20 protein-coding genes are annotated in these 21067 nt (G+C 71.3%); 17 read left to right on the forward strand and 3 right to left on the reverse strand.

Going from position 1 to position 21067, the window contains the following annotated elements; translation table 11 throughout:
- Nucleotides 1-73: 73 nt before the first annotated feature.
- The 5 genes from O7633_RS17725 to O7633_RS17745 all read left to right on the forward strand — a co-directional run bounded on the left by O7633_RS17725 (nucleotide 74) and on the right by O7633_RS17745 (nucleotide 4458).
- Entirely contained in the window at nucleotides 74-1027 is a 954-nt protein-coding gene (locus O7633_RS17725; protein WP_282323209.1) for a helix-turn-helix domain-containing protein, read from the forward strand.
- A gap of 14 nt (nucleotides 1028-1041) precedes the next feature.
- The gene (locus O7633_RS17730) at nucleotides 1042-1503 is read left to right on the forward strand and encodes a cupin domain-containing protein (RefSeq protein WP_282323210.1); all 462 of its coding nucleotides are present in this window, start codon (nucleotides 1042-1044) and stop codon (nucleotides 1501-1503) included.
- Between the two features lie 75 nt (nucleotides 1504-1578).
- Nucleotides 1579-2790 carry a histidine kinase gene (locus O7633_RS17735; RefSeq protein WP_282323211.1) on the forward strand — a complete coding sequence of 404 codons (1212 nt, stop codon included), beginning with the start codon at nucleotides 1579-1581 and terminating at the stop codon, nucleotides 2788-2790.
- A complete protein-coding gene (locus O7633_RS17740) occupies nucleotides 2787-3452 on the forward strand; it encodes a response regulator transcription factor (protein WP_278130130.1) in 666 nt (221 codons plus the stop codon). The genes O7633_RS17735 and O7633_RS17740 overlap by 4 nt, the downstream gene beginning before the upstream one ends.
- Nucleotides 3453-3546: 94 nt before the next feature.
- Nucleotides 3547-4458: a CPBP family intramembrane glutamic endopeptidase gene (locus O7633_RS17745; RefSeq protein WP_282323212.1), complete on the forward strand. Its 912-nt coding sequence runs from the start codon at nucleotides 3547-3549 to the stop codon at nucleotides 4456-4458.
- Here O7633_RS17745 and O7633_RS17750 read toward each other — a convergent pair.
- Nucleotides 4435-5010, reverse strand: a complete 576-nt coding sequence (locus tag O7633_RS17750; protein ID WP_178067928.1) for a TetR/AcrR family transcriptional regulator — start codon at nucleotides 5008-5010, stop codon at nucleotides 4435-4437. The two genes, O7633_RS17745 and O7633_RS17750, sit on opposite strands and share 24 nt — an antisense overlap.
- Nucleotides 5011-5111: 101 nt before the next feature.
- Between O7633_RS17750 and O7633_RS17755 the strand changes: the two genes are divergently transcribed.
- From O7633_RS17755 to O7633_RS17775, 5 genes are all read left to right on the forward strand, one after another.
- Nucleotides 5112-5990: an aldo/keto reductase gene (locus O7633_RS17755; protein ID WP_278130134.1), complete on the forward strand. Its 879-nt coding sequence runs from the start codon at nucleotides 5112-5114 to the stop codon at nucleotides 5988-5990.
- A gap of 329 nt (nucleotides 5991-6319) precedes the next feature.
- Nucleotides 6320-7825 carry a carboxylesterase family protein gene (locus tag O7633_RS17760; protein ID WP_278130136.1) on the forward strand — a complete coding sequence of 502 codons (1506 nt, stop codon included), beginning with the start codon at nucleotides 6320-6322 and terminating at the stop codon, nucleotides 7823-7825.
- Between the two features lie 164 nt (nucleotides 7826-7989).
- The gene (locus O7633_RS17765; protein WP_278130138.1) at nucleotides 7990-9627 is read left to right on the forward strand and encodes a fibronectin type III domain-containing protein; all 1638 of its coding nucleotides are present in this window, start codon (nucleotides 7990-7992) and stop codon (nucleotides 9625-9627) included.
- Nucleotides 9628-9896: 269 nt separating this feature from the next.
- The gene (locus O7633_RS17770) at nucleotides 9897-10652 is read left to right on the forward strand and encodes an ABC transporter ATP-binding protein (RefSeq protein WP_282323213.1); all 756 of its coding nucleotides are present in this window, start codon (nucleotides 9897-9899) and stop codon (nucleotides 10650-10652) included.
- Nucleotides 10646-13156, forward strand: coding sequence for an FtsX-like permease family protein (locus O7633_RS17775; RefSeq protein WP_282323214.1), 2511 nt, complete (start codon nucleotides 10646-10648; stop codon nucleotides 13154-13156). Before O7633_RS17770 ends, O7633_RS17775 begins: the two co-directional genes overlap by 7 nt.
- A 115-nt stretch (nucleotides 13157-13271) precedes the next feature.
- Here the strand turns inward: O7633_RS17775 and O7633_RS17780 are convergent, their stop codons facing one another.
- Nucleotides 13272-13520, reverse strand: coding sequence for a LuxR C-terminal-related transcriptional regulator (locus tag O7633_RS17780; RefSeq protein ID WP_347405153.1), 249 nt, complete (start codon nucleotides 13518-13520; stop codon nucleotides 13272-13274).
- 235 nt (nucleotides 13521-13755) lie between these two features.
- Between O7633_RS17780 and O7633_RS17785 the strand changes: the two genes are divergently transcribed.
- Together O7633_RS17785 and O7633_RS17790 are read left to right on the forward strand one after the other, a co-directional pair.
- Nucleotides 13756-13959 carry a hypothetical protein gene (locus O7633_RS17785; RefSeq protein WP_278130143.1) on the forward strand — a complete coding sequence of 68 codons (204 nt, stop codon included), beginning with the start codon at nucleotides 13756-13758 and terminating at the stop codon, nucleotides 13957-13959.
- A gap of 127 nt (nucleotides 13960-14086) precedes the next feature.
- The gene (locus tag O7633_RS17790; RefSeq protein ID WP_278130145.1) at nucleotides 14087-14299 is read left to right on the forward strand and encodes a hypothetical protein; all 213 of its coding nucleotides are present in this window, start codon (nucleotides 14087-14089) and stop codon (nucleotides 14297-14299) included.
- A 38-nt stretch (nucleotides 14300-14337) separates the two neighbouring features.
- On the opposite strand, the gene O7633_RS17795 is transcribed toward O7633_RS17790, so the two are convergent.
- Nucleotides 14338-15003 (reverse strand): TetR family transcriptional regulator, encoded by a 666-nt coding sequence (locus O7633_RS17795; RefSeq protein ID WP_278130146.1) that lies wholly within the window; start codon nucleotides 15001-15003, stop codon nucleotides 14338-14340.
- A 95-nt stretch (nucleotides 15004-15098) separates the two neighbouring features.
- On the opposite strand from O7633_RS17795, the gene O7633_RS17800 reads away from it, so the two are divergent.
- The 5 genes from O7633_RS17800 (at nucleotide 15099) to O7633_RS17820 (ending at nucleotide 20940) form a co-directional block, all read left to right on the forward strand.
- Nucleotides 15099-16025 carry a zinc-binding dehydrogenase gene (locus O7633_RS17800; RefSeq protein WP_282323215.1) on the forward strand — a complete coding sequence of 309 codons (927 nt, stop codon included), beginning with the start codon at nucleotides 15099-15101 and terminating at the stop codon, nucleotides 16023-16025.
- Nucleotides 16026-16046: 21 nt separating this feature from the next.
- Nucleotides 16047-16526, forward strand: coding sequence for a GNAT family N-acetyltransferase (locus tag O7633_RS17805; protein WP_278130151.1), 480 nt, complete (start codon nucleotides 16047-16049; stop codon nucleotides 16524-16526).
- Between the two features lie 331 nt (nucleotides 16527-16857).
- Nucleotides 16858-17295, forward strand: a complete 438-nt coding sequence (locus tag O7633_RS17810) for a hypothetical protein (RefSeq protein WP_282323216.1) — start codon at nucleotides 16858-16860, stop codon at nucleotides 17293-17295.
- A gap of 370 nt (nucleotides 17296-17665) precedes the next feature.
- A complete protein-coding gene (locus O7633_RS17815; protein ID WP_282323217.1) occupies nucleotides 17666-18931 on the forward strand; it encodes a ferritin-like domain-containing protein in 1266 nt (421 codons plus the stop codon).
- On the forward strand, nucleotides 18928-20940 hold the full coding sequence (locus O7633_RS17820; protein WP_282323218.1) for a hypothetical protein: 2013 nt from the start codon (nucleotides 18928-18930) through the stop codon (nucleotides 20938-20940). The genes O7633_RS17815 and O7633_RS17820 overlap by 4 nt, the downstream gene beginning before the upstream one ends.
- Nucleotides 20941-21067 lie beyond the last annotated feature (127 nt).

Below are 21067 nucleotides of genomic sequence, written 5' to 3' on the forward strand. Positions count from 1 at the left end.
GACCCCGGGCAGTGCCGCTGCGACCCCGGCCGCACACATGTCCGAGCGGCAGGGCCGCCGTTACCGTTGACCGGTGATCGGCAACCTTGAGACGTTCCAGGACGAGTTGGCCGCCTGCGGGTTTCCGCCGCTGGTCAACAAGCTGGCCGGGGCCGGCTTCCGGGGCCGGATCGCCACCCGTGACCTCGGGCCGCTGCGGTTGGTCTCCCTCGACACGCCCGCGAGCGCCTGCGTCGGGCGGAAGCGCGACGCCTCCGCCGGCGACCACCTCGCGGTCAAGGTGATGACCCGGGGCCGGACGCGGATCGAGCAGGGGCGCGGCGACGCCGAACTCGGGCCGACCGACCTGGTGCTGCTCGACCCCACGCGTCCTCTCCGCTTCGAGAGCACCGCGGCGACGCACGTCACCGTCCTGGTTCCGCGCCGGGAGCTCCGGATGCGGCCCGCGCAGATCGACCGGCTCATCGGCGTACGCATCGACGGCAGCCGCGGTCCGGGCGCTCTCGTCTCCGTGCTGGCCCGGGAGTCGGCGCGGTCGGCGGCCGAGTTCCGCGAGGCGGAGGCGCTGCGGTCGGCGGCGGCCGTCATCGAGTTGATCGCGGTCGCGCTGGAGGCCAGGCTGGGCGACGAACAACCGGCCCCCGACGAGCGGCTGCGGAACCGGATCGCCGGCTACATCGAGGCCCGGCTGGCCGATCCCGGTCTGTCCCCACCCGGCATCGCCGCCGCCCACCACATCTCCGTACGCCGGCTGCACAAGCTGTTCGAGGACCAGCCGCTCACCGTCGCGGCCCTGATCCGTCGTCGCCGCCTGGAGCGCTGCCGGGCAGAGCTGACCGGAGGCGGACGTACGGTCACCGCCGTGGCCGCCCGGTGGGGATTCTCCGATCCCGCCCATTTCAGCAAGCTCTTCAAGGCGACGTACGGCCACAACGCCCGTGCGCTGACAGCCAACAACCGGGCACGGACGACCAAGACGCGCGCAGCCGGCCCGGAACAGGATGGTGGTCACCAAGGCCGGCAATAGATTGGGAGAACGTCGTGGCGAAGGTGAACATCGTCCGCCCCGGTGAGGGCGAGATCCTCGGCAGCGGGGCGCAGCAGATCCGCATCCTGGAGAACGGCGAGCACACCGACCACCGGCTGGGGTTCGCCGAGGTCACCATCCCACCGGGCACCCCGAGCCCGTTGCAGCACCGCCACGCCCAGCACGACGAGGGCTTCTACGTGCTGGCGGGAACGTTCCGGTTCACCGTCGGCGAGGACCAGTACGACGCCGGGCCGGGCACCTGGGTCATCGTGCCGACCGGCGCGCCGCACACGTTCGCCAACATCGGCGACGAGAACGCGGTCATGCTGAACACGTTCACGCCGGACCTGTACGTGCAGTACTTCCGCGACTTCAAGGCCATGATCGATTCCGGGCAGCCCGTCAACGCCGAAACCATGACACCGCTGTGGAAGAACTACGCCACCGAGATCTCGGACGAATACGCCTCGTGAAGCGCATTCAGGCTGAAGCCCGGCGGACGACCCGGCACCGGGGTGACGGCCTCTGGCCTGGGAGACAATCGCGTCATGCAGATCCGGCCATCCGGCGACGACTACGCGTGGCGGCTGCTCGTGCTGCTGTCCGCGACCGTCCTTCCGCCCGGGACGTTGGCCCTGCTCGTGGCCATGGCGCTCAGCGGGGCGGACCCGGTGCAGCCCGTGGCGGTGGGAGTGGCGGCGACGGTGCTGCACATCACGGCGTGGCGGGCGACTCCGCAGCCTGTCAGGGCGTTCGTGGCGGCGGCTCTTGCCATGGTGGTCCTGGCGCTCGTGCCGATGCCGGGCTGGTCCAGCGGGGTGCTCACCCCGTCGTCCCTGTGCTTCCTGCTCGTCCTGTGGCGGCTGGTAGCGGTGGGGCCGGACCGGTGGGTGGTCCCGGCGCTGGCGACCGCGGTGGCGGGCGTGGCGCTCACCGAGACGGCCTCGACGCTCCGTGAGCCGGCCGACGCGCGGCCGCCGGTGTGGATGCCGGTGCTGGAGGCGACCCTGCTCCTGGCCATGGTCGTCGGAGTGTGGGTTTTCGCCCGCGCCGTCCGGGCGCAACGGCAACGCGCGGTGATCCAGGCGGCCCAGCGACTTGCCGCCGCCCGGCGCACCGAGCGCGCGGAGATCCGGCGGGACCTGCACGACGTCATCGCGCACTCGCTCACCCTGGTCGTGGCACAGGCGGAGGCAGCGCGGGTCGGCACTGCCGAGCGCGAAACCGAGCGGGCTCTGGCTCAGGTGGCGGACACGGCTCGCGCGGCGCTGTTGGGGCTGCGCGGGATGCTGCGGGTGCTCGACGCTGCGCCCAGCGCGGCCGGTGACGTCGTCCCGTCCCTCGACGGGCTGCCGGCGCTCGTCGCGGCGGCGACGACGCCGATGCACCGGGTGACGCTGACCCAACGCGGGGACCGGCGCGCCATGCCGGCCGATGCCGAGTCGGCGCTGGTGCGGCTGGTGCAGGAGGGCATCACCAACGCGCTGCGGCACGTCGAACCGCCGCTGAGCGTGGCGGTGGACGTGGACTGGGATGTCGAGCTGGACGAGGGCGGGGGTCGCGACGTGGTGCAGGTGCGCGTGCAGGACGACGGCGGTTCGGGACCACGCGCGGCAGGCGACCCAGGGGGGTCTCCGGGCACCGGCTCCGGGCTGGCGGGGGCGGCGAGGCGGGTCGAGGCCGCGGGCGGCGAGTTCGCAGTCGTGCGCGGGCGGGGCTGGACGCTCAGCGCGCGGCTGCCGACGGTGGGTGCGGCGTGACGCCGCCGGTGCGGGTGCTGCTCGCCGACGACCAAGCCCTGTTGCGCGTGTCGCTCGCCACGGTGCTGGGAGCCGACGAACGGATCGAGGTGGTTGGCACGGTCGCCGACGGCCGTGCCGCCGTCACGGCGGTGCAGCAACGCTCAGTCGACGTGGTGCTGATGGACATCCGCATGCCGGTGCTGGACGGCATCGCCGCCACCGCGCAGGTCGTGCGCCTCAGCCCGCGCACCCGCGTGCTGGCCCTGACGACGTTCGACCTGGACGAGCTGGTCCTGGCCGCGCTGCGCGCCGGGGCCAGCGGATACCTGACGAAGGATGCCCGCCCTGCGGTGCTCATCGACGCGATCTGCGACGTGGCCGCCGGCAACTCAGCCCTGGCGCCCGCGGCGGCGGCTTCCCTGGTGGAGCACGTGCGGCGGACGGCGGAGCCCCGGCCCCAGGCGGTCGCGCAGCTGTCCCCCCGCGAACGGGAGGTGTTCGACCTGATCGCTGCGGGACGGTCGAACGGCGAGATCGGCGCGCAGCTGCACCTGACGCAGAACACCGTCAAGACACACGTGCGTGCGGTCCTGACCAAGCTCGACCTGCGTGACCGGGTACACGTCGTGATCTTCGCCTACGAGAACGGTCTAGCCGGTCCCCCTCACCCCACGGGGTGAGGGCCACCCGCCAGCCGGGGTGAGGCGGCGGACGGTTGCCCGCTGCGAGGCTCGACGGCGAGGGTCACCGTGACCCGGCGAGGAGACCAGCACCATGACCGCACCGCGGAGCCGCACCTCCGGGGACGCCGTCCCCGGCACGACCGAGGCGACCTCGTCCACGGCCCGCGACCCGCGACGGGTCCTGGCGTGGTTCGCCGGGACGTTGACCGTCGTCACGGCGGTCGTCCTCGTGCCGCTGTTCGCCGGCGGCGCGGACGCCGACACCTTCAATGCCACCGTCCCCCTCCTGTCCTGGGCGCCGGCCTTGTCGGCGTTCGTGGCGCACCTGGGCACCGGTCGCCGCACGTCCTTCCTGAACTGGTCGGCGGTCCGTCCGCTGCGCACCGGACGCGTGCTGCGCACCGGAGCGCTGATGCTCGCGGTGTTCGTGGCCATCCCGGCGGTGGTCACCCTGCTGGCCCTGGCGCTGGGCGTCGTCGCCTGGCAGCCGAGCGGGCAGGCGCTGCGCCTGGTGCCCCTGGTGCTGCCGTTGGCCCTGGTGGGCATGCTGACGGTCACGGGTGAGGAGATCGGATGGCGCGGCGCGCTGCACACGAGCCTGGCTCGGTACGGGCTGGTTCGCGCGAGCGTCTCGATCGGCGGCCTGTGGGCGCTGTGGCACCTGCCGTTGCTGCTCGGATACCACCTCGACGGAGCGATGGCGGGGCGGGAGGTCGTCGCCACCACGGTCAACCTGCTGTTCGCAGCGCTCGTGCTGAGCGCGGCGCGGGCGTTGTCGGCATCGGTCTGGCCGGCAGCGTGGGCCCACGCGCTGATGAACACCACTCTGGTGTTCACCTCCTCCAATCTCGTCACTCCGGCCACCGAGCTGGCCGACGGCGCGTTCTGGACGCTCCAGTTGGTGACCTGGGTCGTCATCGGCTGCGCGGGCGCGTTGCTGCTCCGGGCGGCTGCCAGGACCACCGGGCCGAGCCGGTGCTCAGGAGGCGTCGCGGGCGAGTAGGCCGTCGACGAGGAGTTGCAGCATCCGGCTGGCCTGGTCGATGTCGGCGGCGGTCAGCATGATGCCGGCCATGCTGGCGGACACGTCGGCCGGTTGGACGTCGGCACGCAGGCTGCCGTCGGTCCGGCCGGCGTCGAGGATGGTGGCGATGGCACCGTCGAGGTGTTCGCGGGTCTGGCCGGAGCTGATCGCACCGCTGGCGATCACCGCGCGTAGGGCCTCGGCCATGCCGTGTTTGGTGGCGACGAAGTCCTGGTAGCAGCGCATCCATTCGCGCATGGCATCGGCTGGCGGGTGGTCGGCCACCAGTTGCGTGGCGACGGCGCAGAGGTGGGTGAGTTCGCTGCGGTAGACCTCCTCGACCAGGGCCTCGCGGGACGGGAAGTTGCGGTAGAGCGTCCCGACGCCGACTCCCGCCTCACGGGCGATGGTCTCGATCTTGACAGGGTCCGGACCGGTGGTGAGGGCGCGCTTGGCGGCCTCGATGATGCGCTGCCGGTTGCGCTGGGCGTCCCTGCGCGCGCCGGGGCGTCGCTCGATCTCGGAAACCATGATCACCTCTTAAGCGGAACCGCTTCCGCTTCTGCTAGGGTCGAGCTGAGATAAGCGGAACCGGTTCCGCTTGCGGTCATCGTATCCGGAGGTCCACGACCATGACCACATCGCAGGGGTACGCGCACGGAAAGCTGGGCGAGCACGAGGTCCTGCGGGTCGGCTTCGGCGCCATGCAGCTGGAACACGCCGAACCCGCGGATGCCGTCGCGGTGCTGCGCCGCGCGGTCGAACTCGGCGTCGACCACATCGACACGGCCCAGTTCTACGGCACGGTCAACGAACTGGTCAGGACCGCTCTGCATCCGTACGCCGACGGCCTGCGGATCGTCACCAAGGTCGGCGCGGTGTCCCACCCGACCGAGCGACTGGTCGCCGCCCAGAAGCCGGCGCAGCTACGGGCGTCGGTCGAGGAGAACCTGCGCACCCTCGGCACCGAACACCTCGCCGTGGTCAATCTTCGCCGGGCCGACGTGCCGCCGGGCATCACCGTCACCGGCGACCAGGTGGTCGACCTGGACAGCCAGCTCGCCGAGCTGATCGCCCTACGCGACGAGGGCAAGATCGGCGGCATCGGCCTGAGCCACGTCAGCCTCGCACAACTGCGGCAGGCCCTTCCGGCCGGCATCGTCTGCGTGCAGAACCTGTACAACGTCCTCACCCGTGGCCAGGAGGACGTGCTGACCGAATGCGCCGAGCAGGGCGTCGCCTGGGTGCCGTACTGCCCGCTCGGATCGGCCTTCGACTGGCTGCCCAACGTCACCGACAACCCGGTCGTCACCGCGCACGCCCGACGCCTCGCCATCACCCCGGCTCAGGCCGGCCTGGCGTGGCTGCTCGGGCACAGCTCGGCCACACTGCTGATCCCCGGCACCCGCAACCTCGCGCACCTGGCCGACAACATGGCGGTCGCCCGGATCGAGCTGGACCGGGAAGCCACGACGGCCTTCGACGCACTGGCCCAGGACACGACCGCCTGAGCGGAAGGCGCGAGGAGAGCGGTTCGAGAAGGCGAGTCGGAAAGCCTGTCGGATGAGCGTGCTCGTTGATGCGGAATCCGGGTGGAACGGTCGGATGACGTACCGCTGCGGCTGGGCCACCAAACCGGGCCAGAAGGCGTCGGCGCTCGGGAGAACCCCGAGCGGCAACACCAGCATTGACAGGCCAGGCAGCAAGAAGGGTCCTACCCGCGTCTCCTCGGTCCAGACCCCTCATGATCTGGTGCCGGGCAACGAGGGCCCTAAATGGTTTGCCGGTGCTCGGCGGGCGCTGGGATGCTGCGGCCGACCGGGAGCGGGGAGGCGCCAGCATGCAGTCGGAGTCCGAGCCGGAAGTGCGTACCGTGGCCGGTGTTCTGCGTGGCGGCCGGGAGGCGGGCCTCGCGGTGTTCCGCGGCATCCCGTACGCCGAGCCTCCGGTCGGCGGCCTCCGGCTCGCCGCGCCGCGGCCGGGGCGCGGCTGGGAGGGCGTGCGTCCGGCGGTCGCCTACGGTCCGCCGCCCCCGCAGCCGGGCGCGTTCGGGATGTCCCCGCAGGGCGTCGGCGACGACTGGCTGACGCTCAACGTCTGGACGCCGGACCCGGACCCGGCGGCGCGGTTGCCGGTCATGGTGTGGATCCCCGGTGGTGGTTACCTCGTCGGCTGTTCCGGCCTACCGGAATACGACGGCGGGCAGCTCGCCCGCAGCGGAACCGTGGTGGTGACGCTCAACTACCGCCTCGGTTTCGAGGGTTTCGGGATGATCGACGGGGCCCCGGCCAACCGGGGGCTGCTCGACCAGGTCGCGGCCCTGGAGTGGGTGCGGGACAACATCCGTGCCTTCGGTGCTGACCCGGATCGGGTGACGGTCTTCGGGCAGTCGGCCGGCGGTGGCTCGGTCGCGGCGCTGCTGGCCATGCCGCGCGCCGCCGGACTGTTCCGGCGCGCGGTCGCGCAGAGCATCCCGGGTACGTTCTTCTCGCCCGAGCTGGCCGCCGACGTCACCGCCGCCTGCGCCGCCGAGCTGGGGGTACGACCGGCCCTGGCCGACCTGTCGACGGTGGCTCCGGACCGGCTGCCGGCCGTGGGTCAGGCGATCTCGGCCAGGATCGTCCAGTGGCGGGAGCGTTGGGGGCGGATCACCCACCGGCCGATCCCGTTCGCGCCGGTCGTCGACGGCGACGTGCTGCCGGCGACCCCCTGGCGGGCGCTTGCCGACGGCGCCGCGCGGGACGTCGCACTGCTCGTCGGACACACCCGGGACGAGCACCGGCTGTTCAGCCTGCTCGACGGCGTACTCGGCCAGGTCACGCCGGAGCAGGCCGAGACCGCGCTGCGGATGTTGGCACCGGGCCCGGACGGCTCCAGCCGATACCGGGAGGCGTTCCCCGATGCGACCGATGAGCAGCTTTACGAGCTGGTCAACGCGGACTGGCTGTTCCGGATGCCGAGCCTGCACCTGGCCGACGCGCAACTCGCCGGGGGCGGCCGGGCCTACCTCTACGAGCTGACCTGGCCGGCACCGGGCCTGGGCGGCGCCCTGGGCGCCTGTCACGGCCTGGACGTGCCGTTGGTCTTCGGCAACCTGACCAGCGGGCAACCCGCGATGCTGATCGGTGATCCGCCCACCCCGGCGGCGCAGGAACTGTCCGGACAGATTCGCGGGGCGTGGACGGCGTTCGCCGCGAACGGCGACCCCGGCTGGCCGTCGTACGACGCCGGTCGCAGCACGCGGATCTTCGACGAGCGGCCGGTGGTCGTCGCGTACCCGGAGGAAACCTCGCGGCGGCTGTGGCAGGACCACACCTTCGCCGCGCTCCCGCTGCTGGTCCGGTAGCCCCGGGGCGGCGTCCACGACACCGCACAGTGGACGACGGTGGCTCCAACCGCCGGCCACTCCCACACCTGTGACGGCTGCTGGACGACCCGGCCCGCGGGCCGTCCACAACCGGCGGATCCGTTGTGTGGGCAGGGTTTGCGTGCCCCTGCCACCCTCACCGCGTGTCATCCAAACTGATTCGCGGCCTCGCCGCGTTCGCGCTGGCCCTGGGGCCAGTCGCCGTGATCACGGAACCCGCCGTGGCGGCGCCCGTGTGTGACGTCCCCGAGCCGCCTCCGGTGTGCGGCGGGGACGTCGACGACGACAACGCCTGGGTCAACCTCACCTCGGCCAGCCGGGTACCGACCGGCGTGCAGGTCAAGGGGAGCGCCGGTGACCCGGACGCCACCACGTCGGTCCAGGTCATCGCCAAGATCTCCGGTGTGGAGGTGGGCCGGTTCAGTGTCGCCTCCGGCTCGGCCTTCACCCGGACCCTCCCCGCCCGGTACGGGGACACCGTCTGTCTCACCGTCGTCAACCAGGGAACCGGGGTCGGCGAGACCGCCTGCCGGGCGCTCGCCGTCCGGTTCGACCCGTTCGGCTCGTTCGACGAACTCTCCCCCGGACCGTCCGGCCTGCGGGTACGCGGCTGGGTCATCGACCCGGACACCGCCTCGCCGCTGACCGTGTCGGTGCGGGTGAACGGCCGGCTGCACACCGCGCTGGTCGCCTCGACGACCCGCACCGACGTGGCCGCCAACTACCCCGCCTACGGCGGCGGCCACGGCTTCGACCTGCTGGTGCCGGCGGCCCGGGGCGACCACACGGTCTGCGTCACCGCGATCAACGCCGGCGCGGGGGCCGACACCGCGCTGCCCTGCCGCACGGTCACCCAGGGCGGCGCACCGGTGATCGACCACTTCCTGGTCCGGGCCCCCGACTACCCGACCCCCCGGATGGAGGTCGACGTACGGGTGGGTACCCAGGACGCCACCCAGGTCAGCGTGTGGCGCGGCCCCACACCGAACGGGCCGTGGACCGACTGGCCCACCCCGCACAGCACCTGGAGCAACCCGGCCGGGTACTGGGAGATGGACCTGACCGTGGACTGGGGGCGCACCTACTGCTACCTCGCCACCGCGTACAACGCGTACGGCTCGCACACCCCGCCGGCGGTCTGCGCGACCACCTGGGCCGGGGCCTACCCCCAGCCGGCCCGGGTGGGGGTGACCGGAGTCTCGGACACCTCGATGATGCTGAGCTGGGACGACGTCGCCACGGGCGAGGCCGAGTGGCGGCTGGTCCGGTCCGGGGTGCCCGACGTGGTGCTGGCCGGCACCCCGGGCACCGGACGGATGAGTCACCTGGTCACCGGGTTGCAGCCCGGCACCCAGTACTGCTTCCTGCTCGGGGCCCGCTCGCCGGGCTGGGCGGGCAACCCGTACTTCTTCTGCCAGTGGACCGCGAAGGCGGCTGCCGACCCGACCACCTTGCAGGGCGTGGCGGCCATGAACCTGTGGAACTGCGACCCGCGCGGCCGGGCCGGCACGGTGTGGTCGACCGACGCCAACGGCCGCTGGGTGCGGCAGGGCCCGCTGCCCAACAGCCTGGTGGCGGGGGCCTGCGGCCCGGCGACCAGCGCACCGGCGGCCCGGGTGACCCTGCCCAGCGGGCGGACCACCACGCTGGCGGTGGTGGTGGTCGACAGCCGGTACTGCGTCGCCGACGACCCGTACGACGCCAACTGCCGGGTCTGGCAGACACCGCCCACCCTCGGCGACCCGAAGGGCATCACCGAGAACCGGCTCCTGCTGGGTTGACCATGCTGTCCGGGGGTGGGCGCGACGTTGTCGGCCCACCCCTGCGCGGCTCCGGCGCTCACCCCGCCCGGAATCTCCTGACGACCTTGCCGGGCCCTGACGGGTACAGCCAGCGCTACCTCGATCGGCCCGCTGCCTGGATTGTTGTCGGCGACTCCCAAAAATAGGGTTTCTTCGCATAGAAGAAGTCAATAGAAAATGGGAGTCCGGCGATGTCGGCGAGTAATGCACGACTCAGATTCATCTCGGCAGTCGACAAAGAGACGCCAGTGTCGGCCGTGCGGGTCCAGCAGCTGCGGAAAGTCTACGGCGGGGACCGGCAGGCGGTAACCGCGCTCGCCGGTGTCGACGCAACCTTTCAGCGGGGGACCTTCACCGCGGTAATGGGCCCCTCCGGCTCGGGCAAGAGCACGTTACTGCAGACCGCAGCAGGGCTGGACCGCCCGACCAGCGGCCTGGTGTGGGTCGGCGAGACGGAACTGTCGCAGCTTTCGGAGACAAAGCTGACCAAGCTGCGGCGGTCGGAGATCGGATTCGTCTTTCAGGCGTTCAACCTCGTCGGAGCGTTGACGGTGCAGGAGAACATCACGCTGCCGTTGCGGTTGTCCGGAAAGCGGGCGGACCCCATTTGGATACGGCAGATCGTCGACCGGGTCGGGCTCACCGAGCGTCTGTCCCACCGCCCTTCGGAACTGTCCGGCGGGCAGCAGCAACGCGTCGCGATCGCCCGGGCACTGGCCACCCGGCCGAAGGTCATCTTCTGTGACGAACCGACCGGCGCGCTGGACACCCAGACCGCCGGCGAGGTGCTGGCCCTGCTGCGCTCGGTGGTGGACGAGGCGGGACAGACGGTCATCATGGTGACGCACGACCCGGTGGCGGCGTCCTACGCCGACCGGGTGATGGTGCTGGCCGACGGACGCATCGTGCACGACATGCCGCAGCCGGGCGCGGCGCGGATCGCCGAGCATCTCGCGACGCTCGGGCGCCGCCCGCACCTGACGCAGGGGGCTGACCCGTGCTGAAACTGGCCGGACAGATGCTGCGTCACCGCAAGGGCAGCGCGGTCGCCACCCTCCTGGCGATGACCGCCGGAGTGCTGATCCTGATGTCGCTGGGCGTCCTCGTGGAGTCCGGCCTACGCTTCACCGCCGCCCCACAGCGTTACGCGGCCGCCGACGTCGTCGTCGCCAACCGCGACATCACGCTCACCTCCACGATGATGGGCGAAAAGGAGACGACCACCGTCGCGCTGCCCGAGGGCGGAACCGTCCCGGCCTCGATGGTCGACCGGATCCGGCAACTGCCGGGGGTGGCCGCCGTCATCGCCGACCGGACGGTGCCGGCGATCCTGCCGAACGGCACCGCCACCGGCCACGGGTGGAGCAGCACCGCCATCACCCCGTACCAGCTGACCGCGGGTGCCCGGCCCACCCGCGACACCGAGGTCGCGCTGGACGAACGTCTGGCCGCCTCGGTGTCGCCCGGCGACGAGGTGTCGATCCTGGTGAACGGCAGCGCGCGGACGTACCGGGTCAGCGGCCTCGTCCGCCACGCGGGGCCCCGGCCCGCCCCACACGCAGCGCCCGCGGTGTTCTTCACCGACGCGCACGCGGTGGCCGTCCACCCACGGCAGGGACGGGTCGACGCGGTGGCCGTCCTGGCCGAAGCCGGTGCCTCCGCGGCAGTGGTGGCCGACGTGCGCCGGCTGGCCGCCGAGGCCGGCGTCAAGGCCTACGCGGGCGACGAGCGAGGGCTGCTGGAACAGTCCGCGGACCAGGCGGCCTCCACCATGCTGGTCCAGCTGGGCAGCGTGTTCGGCGGCTACGTGGCGCTGCTGGTCATGTTCGTGGTGGCGGGCACCATCGGTCTCGCGGTCCGGCACCGCCGCCGTGATCTCGCCCTGCTGCGCGCCGTCGCCGCCACCCCTGGCCAGGTCGCTCGCCTGATCCTCGCCGAGGTGGGACTGCTCAGCCTGTTGTCGGTCGTCATCGGTGTGCCCGCCGGTTGGCTCGTCAGCCGCTGGCTGCATCAGGAACTGGTGGACCGGGCGTTCATACCGGAGACCTTCCCGGTTCGCGGTGGCGGCTTGGCAGCGGTCGCCGTGGCGGTGGCAACAGTCACGGTGGCGGCAGGTGCCGCGTTGATCGCCGCCCGCCGGACGGTGCGGATCCGGCCGACGGAGGCGCTCGGTGAGATCGCCGTGGAATCCGAACGCAACGGCGTACTTCGTCTGATCTCCGGTCTGGCCGCCCTGGCCGGCGGCTTCCTCCTGATCGCTCTCACCAGCGCGGCGAAGGGGACCGCTGCCCTCGGGCCCGCGATGGGTCTGCTGTGCCTGTTCGTCCTCGCGGTCGCCCTGCTCGGGCCGTGGATCAACCGGGCGGCCGCCCGTCTGCTCGCCCCGGTGCTGCGGCGGGTGTGGGGCGACAGCGGCTACCTCGCCGCGGCGAATCTGCGCGCCAATGCCCAGGGCATGGTCACGGTGCTGACCGCACTGGTGCTGTCCGTCGGCTTCGGTGGCTCGGTCTGGTTCCTCCAGGACAACCTGGACCAGCAGATCGTCGCCGAGAACCGTGGTGGGATGCTGGCCCAGCAGACCGTGGTTTCCGTCACCGGACTGCCCGACACCGCGCTGACGCAGATCCGCGGCATCCCCGGCGTGCTCGCGGCCACCGGCGTACGAAACACCTCGATCATCCCGGACGGAGCCGCCGAGGGCGCGGATGCGCAGGCGATCGACCCGGAGGGCGCCGACCTCACCATGGACCTCAAGGTCCGCAGCGGTAGCCTGGCGGACCTGCGCGGGCCGGCCATGGCGGTGTCGACCCTGCAGGCCGAGTCGAACGGGTGGCGGGTGGGCGAGCAGGTCACGGTGCGGCTCGGCGACGGCACACCCGCCGACCTGCGCGTCGTTGCGATCTATGACCGGGGCTTCGCGTTCGGCGACGTCACCGTCGTCACCGACGTCGTCGCCGGGCACACCGCCGTCGCCGGCTACGAGCGAATCCTGGTGCGCACCGAGCCCGGCAAGGACGTCACCGCCGCGCTGGGCGAGGTCATCGGCCAGTACCCCGGCAGCGCGGTGACCAGCACGGCTGACATCAGCGGCCAGCTCGCCGACGACCTCGCGCTGAGCGCCTGGCTGAACAAGCTCCTGATCGGCATCATGGTCGGCTACGCCGCTCTCGCCGCGGCGAACACCATGGTCATGGCTGCACTCGCCCGAAGCCGCGAGCTGGCCCTGCTACGCCTGGTCGGTGTCACCAGCAAGCAGGTCAAGCGCATGGTCCACGCGGAACAGACCGGCCTGCTCAGCGTTTCGCTGCTCATCGGCGGAGCCATCGCAGCCGTCACCCTGGTGGCGATCGTGCACACGCTCACCGGGCAGATGGTGCCCTACGTGCCACCGCTGGGCTGGGCGTCCATCATCGGCGGCACGACACTGCTGGCGCTGTTCACCACGATCCTGCCGGTTGCACGATTGCTCCGCGTCCCTCCGGTCGCCGGCATCGGCATCAAGGAGTAACCGGCCACGAACAGCCGGTTTCGCTGATCGGCCGAACACTCTCGAGGGGCGGGCCCATCACGGGCCCGCCCCTCGACGGCACGTGTCACGACGCAGCCGATGATCGTGCCGACGCTCACGCCTGCCGCTGGGTGTCCTCGAGGTAGCGCAGCACCGCGCTCACCCGGCGGTCCACCTGGTCCGTCGGGGCGAGGCCCAGCCTGGCGAAGATGCTGCGGATGTTCTTGTGCACCGCGCCCTCGGTGACGAACAGCCGCTCCGAGATGGCGGTGTTGCCGAGCCCTTCGGCCATCAGTGACAGCACGTCACGCTCACGCGGGGTGAGCCGGTCCAGGGCGGTGTCCGGCTGGCTGCGAGCAGCCACAGCAGCGCCCCGATCGCCAGCACGGCAGTGGTGAGGCCACCGGCCAGGTGTTCCAGGGCGTCGACGGCGGCGCGTATCCGCTCGCCCGCGTACCGCCGCAGGCCTACCTCCCGCGAGCCCCGTCGCCCAGTGACCCTAGGGCACCGGCCACCGGCAAGGCAGTACAGCAGGCTGTACCGCCTGTCGTCGCGGTGGCGGGATCGTTTCCGACCAGCGGCTCTTCTAGCTTGTGATGATGGCTGAACACATCTCGTCGAACGGCCGCCGCCAGCTGCGGCCCATCCTGTGGCTGCTGCTCTTCGTGAGCATCACCGCCAACGCGATCGCGTCGTCCGTCGGCACCACCGCCAGTACCGTCATCAGCGTCCTCTTCGGCGTCGTTGCCCTCGTCTGCGCCGGCTCCTTGGTGGTTGATCATTACCGCCACCGCGCACAGTGACCCCGTCCGCCATGGCCGGCGACTGCGCCGCACATCGTCGGTGCCGGTGCGTAGGCGGACCGATGCGACGGGCGGACCGCTGCGGCACAACGCCGCCGAGGCGCGAGACAGGGAGGCGATTCCAGGCATGACGGGCGACAGGAACACGGGCCGCCGGGGGTGGATCGTCGCTGCGATAGCCGTCCTCGCGGTGGCCGTCGTGACGGAGGAACTGCTGCGCTCCGGCACGCTGGCCGACGGTTTGCTGGACCACTGGTGGGGTCACGTCGGCAGCACCGCACTGCTGCTCGCCGGTGTGGGCGCCGGGGTGTACTTCCTGCACCGCGCGTACCGCAACTGAGCCACCCTCGATCCAGGTGTTCCTTGACCACAAGGTGGTCAGGCATGTTCTGCCGGTATGGCAGCGGCGAGGGTGAGGACGCCGGGAATCGCCGCGAACGCGGCGCGGGTGTCGGTGGCCAGTCGGTCGGCGGAAGCAGCGTGTGGCCGGGTGGTCCAGGTTTCGAGTCCGCGGTGGAACGCGGCGACGAGGACGTCCAGCGCCAGCCGGGGGCGGAGGTCGTCAGACGCGAGGCCGAACCTGCGGTGCAGGACGCCGAGCGCGGCGCGGACGGTGACGTCGCAGAAGTACAGGCAGTGAGCTTCGATCGCGGGGGTCTTGCTGGCCAGCTGCGTGCAGAGCAGGAGCCGGCGTGCCCAGTCACCGGAGTCCATGATCTGCATGGCGGCCAGCACGCTGTCCTGCAGCGCCGCCAGGACCGGCTGGCCCGGAGAAGCCGGCCGCAGTGCCAGGTCGTCGAGGAACGCCCGCCAGAGGTCCTCGTAGGGCGCCATCGCCACCTCCTCCTTGCTGGCGAAGGTGCGAAAGAACGTGCGCTTGGAGACCTCGACGCGGTCGCACAGCTCATCGAGCGTCACGCCGTCGAAGCCGCGCTGGGTGAACAGGTCCAGGGCTGTGTCCGTCAGCGCTTCACGGGTGCGCTGCTTCTTGCGTTCCCGCAGCGACGGCCGCGGCTGGGAAGAGTGCGACGACGCGGTGGCCATGAGGCGATACTACCGAGCGGCGTACGCCACTTGCAGGCTAATGCTACTCAGTGGCACTATGCTTCGAGAGCAAGTCGAACCTGAGAGGCGGCGTCATGCAAGCACTGCTCGTTGATCGCACCGCGCCCGGCAACCTCCGGCTCGGCTCAGCACCCGACCCGCTGCCCGCCGCCAACGAGTCCCTGATCCGTGTCGTCGCCAGCTCCATCAATCCGGGCGACCTGTACCTGGACAACGCCCCGGACGGAGCCGTGCCCGGCTACGACGCCGCCGGGGTGGTGGTGCAGGCGGCTGCGGACGGTTCCGGCCCGGCCGTCGGCACGCCGGTGGTGACGCTGGGCTTCGCCGGCGGCTGGGCGGAGCTACGCGCAGTGCGAACCGACTGGATCGGCGTGGCACCGGCAAACGCCGACCTGGGAGCCCTGAGCACGGTGCCGGTGGCCGGCGCGACCGCGCTCCGCGCCCTGCACAGAGTCGGCCCGATCATCGGGCGCCGAGTGCTCGTAACCGGTGCCACCGGTGCGGTGGGCCGGTACGCCGTGCAACTGGCCCGGCTCGGCGGTGCGCACGTCACGGCTTCGACCAGCGACCCCGACGGCCACGGCGACGAACTACGGGAACTGGGCGCCCATGAGGTGATCCGGTCCCCCGGGCAGCTCGACCAGGCGGTGGCCGGCGTCATCGACGTGGTGGGCGGCGAGACCCTCGTGCAGGCGTACGACAAACTCGCCGAAGGCGGGACTCTGGTGTCGGTCGGCAACGTCGCCAGCACGGGTGAACGCTTCCCCGCCCTGGCGTTCTCCGGCCACGACGGGCGCAACGACCGCTCCGTCACGTCCTTCTTCCTGGGCGCCCATGCCGGGCTGTCCGCGGACCTGGCATGGTTGGCCGCGCGGGTCGCGGACAATACGCTGACCCCTCCCGTCGCCAGACGCGACAGCTGGAGGGACGCCGGCACCACGATCCAGGCGCTGCACGAGGGACGGGTGCGCGGCAAGATCGTCCTCGACATCGGCCAGTAGCCGCAGGGAGTAAGGCGAGGAATGGCACGACCACGTAGGGCCGTCCCCGGCGACGCGGCTGCGCTGGTGCGCCTTCGCGTCACCATGCTGGAGGCGATGGGGGCACCCGTCGGCGACGCCACCGCGCCATGGCGGGCCGCCGCCCTGGACTGGTTCACCCGTTCGCTGAGCGACCCGCAGACGTTCGCCGCATTCGTGATCGAAGACGCCGAACACGGCATCGTCAGCAACGCCGCCGGCCTCTGCGACCGCCACGCGCCAGGTCCCGGCAATCCAGGCGGCCTGCGCGGTCACGTCTTCAACATCAGCACCCTGCCCCACGCCCGCGGACGCGGCCACGCCCGAGACTGCCTGACCTCCCTCCTCCACTGGTTCGCCGACCACACCACGGTCAGCGTGGTCGACCTCAACACCACCCCGGGCGGCGAACGCCTCTACCGCACCCTCGGATTCACCCCACCACGCCACCCCGCCCTGCAACTGCGCCGCGACCAGATGTAGACCGTGGTCTCGCGGTGGACCACGGCCTGACCATCGCGCTCGACAGCGAGCGAGTTCCCCGTTCCCACTTGGTGGGACGCCGACCGGGCGGCAAAGCCGCCGGTCGCGCCGGTGGTCGGCTGGCGGCAGACCGCCCGTTCGCCCCGGCGGGCAGCGCGGTGATGGCGGCGCGTTCGGCCTCGCCGATCGACCAACCGAGGGAGTACGCCACCCGCCGGCCTCCAGAACCGACGGGACGGCCGGGCCGGGAGGAAACGGCCGGCGACGTATGATCGCGGTGAGGACGAAGCGCCAAGCCGAGACCCGGCACCGGTGTGCGGGAGGAGGCAGGGTGTTCGGTTCGAAGAAGAAGCTCAACGATCTGATGGCGCAGCTCAGGCCCGATCTGAGTCGGGAATCGCTCGGCGTCGGGCCCGCCTTCCCGGGCGTCGCCCCGAACCCGCTCCTGAGCAGTGATGCCCGGAAGCGCAACGCGGAACTGCGCACGGGGGCGCTCGCGCTCGGCGTTCTCGTCGGCTGGCGGGAGGTGAACAGCAACCCTCGCGTGGTCCTGATGTTCGACGTGGAGACCGCCGACGGCATCTCGTTCCGCGGTATCGCAGACGAAGACCTCACGATCACCGAGCTGACGCGACTCACCCCAGGACAGACGTTGCCCGTGCGCTACCGGCCGGCCGTCATGGACCACTACGTCGCCCTCGCCCGGGACGCGGACCCTGCCCGTGTGCAGCAGCTCTCCGACGAGATCGCGAGGCGCAAGCGGGCCTGACCGAAGCCATTGGCCGGATGCGGCCGGTGTCCTGGTTCGCTATCGACCGCCGGGGTTCTGCGCCCTTTCGTTGCAGGTCTGTGTCCACTCGACCGACGATCGCCCGCGACCCTACGGTGCTCAGCCTGTTACCCGGAAAGCCCTCATCGAGCCACCGGCAGCCTGTGCGCAGGGCTTCCTCCAGTGGTCCCGGGCGGGACGCCGTCCCACCGGATCCCGACTGCCACCGAAGGCGGTGCGGCATTGTACCGCGTAGCGCTCGACCTTCCCATGATTCGATAGATCCCGGCCAATGGGTTGGCGACCCAACCCCCCGTTTGTAGCGTCGGGTAGTCATCGAAGCACTTTCCGCCCACAAGGGAGGTTGTGCGTGGCCGCCATCGAGCCCGCGTTGCTGGACAAGCCCACGACCATCAAGATGCTTCACGACGCTTGCGAGCTGGAACACATGCTCTGCGTGCAGTACCTGTACGCGGCGGCGACCCTGGCCCACGGCGGTGATCCCGGGATCACCGCGGTCCGGGCTGCCCTGACCGAGCAGTGGAGCCATCAGCTCACCCGCATCGCGGTGCAGGAGATGTACCACCTCACCCTGGCCAACAACATCCTGATCGCGCTGGGTGCCCCGCCGTTGCTGTGGCGGCCCAACTTCCCGCAGCCGGCCAGCCGATACTCCGACATAAACCTGCCGTCCACGTTGACACCGTTCGACCGCGACACCCTCAACCGGTTCCTGTGCTGGGAGAAACCGGAGCCGGACGGCTGGTGGGACGCCTTCTGCGCCGAGTGCGGGCGGCAGGCGCACGCCCGGCTGAACCTGGCGATGCCCCCCAGCCAGGCGCGGCCGTACGGCTCGATCGCCGAACTCTACGACCAGATCAAGAAGGCGATCCTGGGTCATCCGGAGTGGATCGACCGGGCGTCCGCGACCCGGCAGGTCACCAGCGCCCTCATTCCGCTGACCCCGACGCTGGAAGCGATAACCACCGCCGAGCAGGCCGCCCGGTACATCGACCTCATCGTGCTGGAGGGCGAGGGCGTGCCGGACTGGCAGTCGAACTCGCACTTCGCGTACTTCCACCAGATCGCCGACCAGTTGGACGGGCTCAACCGCACGCAGCCGGACTTCGTCCCGGGCTGGCCGACCGTGGAGAACCCGGCCTACGACGCGACGAGCACCGGCGGCACCCTGATCACCGACCCGGCGGCGCGGTCGGTCGGCGTCGCCTTCAACGATCTGTACCTGCTCTTCGTGGACATGCTGACCCGGCTGTTCACGCCGGACGGCGAGAGCGCCGCCCAGCGGCGGGGCCTGGCGCGCGTGATCACCGCTCTGATGCCGCTGGGCATCAAGCCGCTCGCGGCGCTGCTGACCCGGCTGCCGGCCGGCGCGGACCACCCGGGCCGGTACGCCGGACCCAGCTTCGAGCTACCGCAACCCCAGCCGACCGGCCCGCCGGCCACGATCGACGCGCTGGCCGGACGGCTGCTCGCGGTCGCCGGACGGTGCCGGGTGCTCGGCCTCACCGGCTCCGGGATCGGCGCTGAGGCGCAGGACGCGCTGGCCACCGTCGCCGCCCGGCTGGAAACGCTGGTCCCGCTCTTCACCCCGTCGTCCGTGGAGTTGTCCGCATGAGCTATCTGGCCCGGCCCAGAATCGGGTTCTTCGGCACCGACGCGATGGTCAACCCGTCCACCGCCAACAACGAGAACATCGTCCATCTGCTGGACTACGACCGGGTCCAGGTGTTGAATCCGCCGGTGGTGGAGGGCGCGAGCCTGCCGGCGATGGACGACGCCGCGTACCGGGAATGGATGACCAGCCTGGTGGTGTACGCGGACCCGGACACGGCGGCCACGCCCAACCCCAACTGGCAGTCCGGCATGCCGGGCTACTGGAACTACTGGGGTGACCACCTCGCCACGTTCGGCAACGCGCAGGCGACAAGCGTGTGGGTGGACGACCAGCCGGTGACCAGAGCCGCCCGGGATCCGCTGCTCAACGCGTATGTCGCGTTCAACGCCCGGATCGTCGACGTGAACCCGGCCGACAGCTACGGCACCCAGTTCGTGGCGGCCGGCTTCCGGATCATCGGCCCGGACCGCGACGGCGAGCTGACCGAGCTGGTGCGGGGGGTGCCGACCACCTCGTTCACCAGGTGGCTGAACTTCTTCCGCCCCGGCGGTGCCGGCTCCTTCCAGGCCGTCATCCCGAACTCCACCCTGGCCTTCGTCGACCCGGAGCGAGCGCCGGACTCGGACGGCCTGCGCGCTCTGCGCGAGGGCGCTGCCGACGGCGGTGGTCTGCTGCTGCGCTGGTGCTTCTACGGGATGCGGACCAGCTTCGACCAGATGACCATGTACGACAAGTTCCAACGGGGCGAGCGGGCGATGAACCCGAAGATCGGTCGGGTGGTCGGCACCGTCGGCGTGTGGAACGGCACCGACATGATCTCCGCACCGGTCGGCCGGGCCCTGCACCAGCCCGGCCCGCCCTACTTCCCGGCCGACGGGGGCGCCCCCCGGGCGGTGACCCGGATGCGGGTCAAGACCCACGAGGACGTGGAACGCGTCGAGATCCCCGGCACCACCCTGAACGCGCTGAGCGCGTCGAGCGCGGACGCGGAGCTGGTCGGCCCGGCCATGGCGTACGTCGACGAGAACCGGGTGGTGCTCGACCTGGGCACCACGTTCCCTGAGGTCGGCGGCGGCGACTTCAGCAAGATCGATTTCGACGGGGGCGTGTTCCTGGAGCTGCTCTACGAGGCCGGGGGCCAGCAGCGGCGCACGATGATCGGCGTGGTGGACTACGAGCAGGGCCCCTACGAGACGTACGGCGGAGTGGTCGAGTTCGACTTCAGTCCGCGCAGCGAGATCGGGCAGCACATCCACGACGGCGTGCTGCAACTGAGGGCCTGGGTCGACCACCGTCCCGTGCTGCTGCTGCGGGAGATCGGGACGGTCCAGGTCGCCACCGACGACCAGGCGGTGTACCTGGACATGGCGCCGGACGGCCCCGGCCAGCGGGCGAAGGGGACAGCCGCGCTGCGGCTGTTCCGCAAGGGCGAGCCGATCACCGAGCCGGAGACCCTGACCGTGCAGGTCTGGCGGGACGTGCAGACACCCGGCCGGGTGAACTCGGTGAACCCGCTGGTGCTGACCGCGACCTCACTCGGAGAGGAGAAGGTCGGCGAGTTCACCGTGCGGGTGCCGGCCGGCGGCCGGGTGGACGTGCCGATCGAGGTCGACGCGCCGGCCTGCTACAAGCTGCGGTACCTGCCGCCGGACACCCACGCCGACCCGGACAACCCGGCCTGGGCGGTGGAGTACTTCTCCACGGTCCGGGCCCTGCCGTACGACGACTACAGCGACGTACCGGACGACCAGCTCACCTTCGACCTGGTGTACCGGGAGGTGTTCAGCTACTACGCGCTGCTCTACCCGATCATGGGGACGATCATTCCGTGGGGGCCGGCGAACACCCCCCACGATCCGAACCGGGTGACCCACTTCGCGGGACTGATGCTGGACGTGATCGACGAGAGCCGTCGGGGCACCGCCCTGGAGATGCCGATCACCCGGGAGCTGTCCGCGGGCAAACGTGCCCTGGTGCGACGCTGGTGCCGTAAGGAGTTGAGGATCTGACCTGAGGGCCGCCACCCCGTCGGTTCCGCCACCGCCGACGTGACAGCTCCGGACGACGACCCGCCACCGGTTTCCGGCCTGGTGGCGGGTTGGCCCGATGGCCCGGTGGCGACGGAGCCCAGTGGAC

Source organism: Micromonospora sp. WMMD712 (assembly GCF_029581295.1).
GTDB classification, from domain to species: domain Bacteria; phylum Actinomycetota; class Actinomycetes; order Mycobacteriales; family Micromonosporaceae; genus Micromonospora; species Micromonospora carbonacea.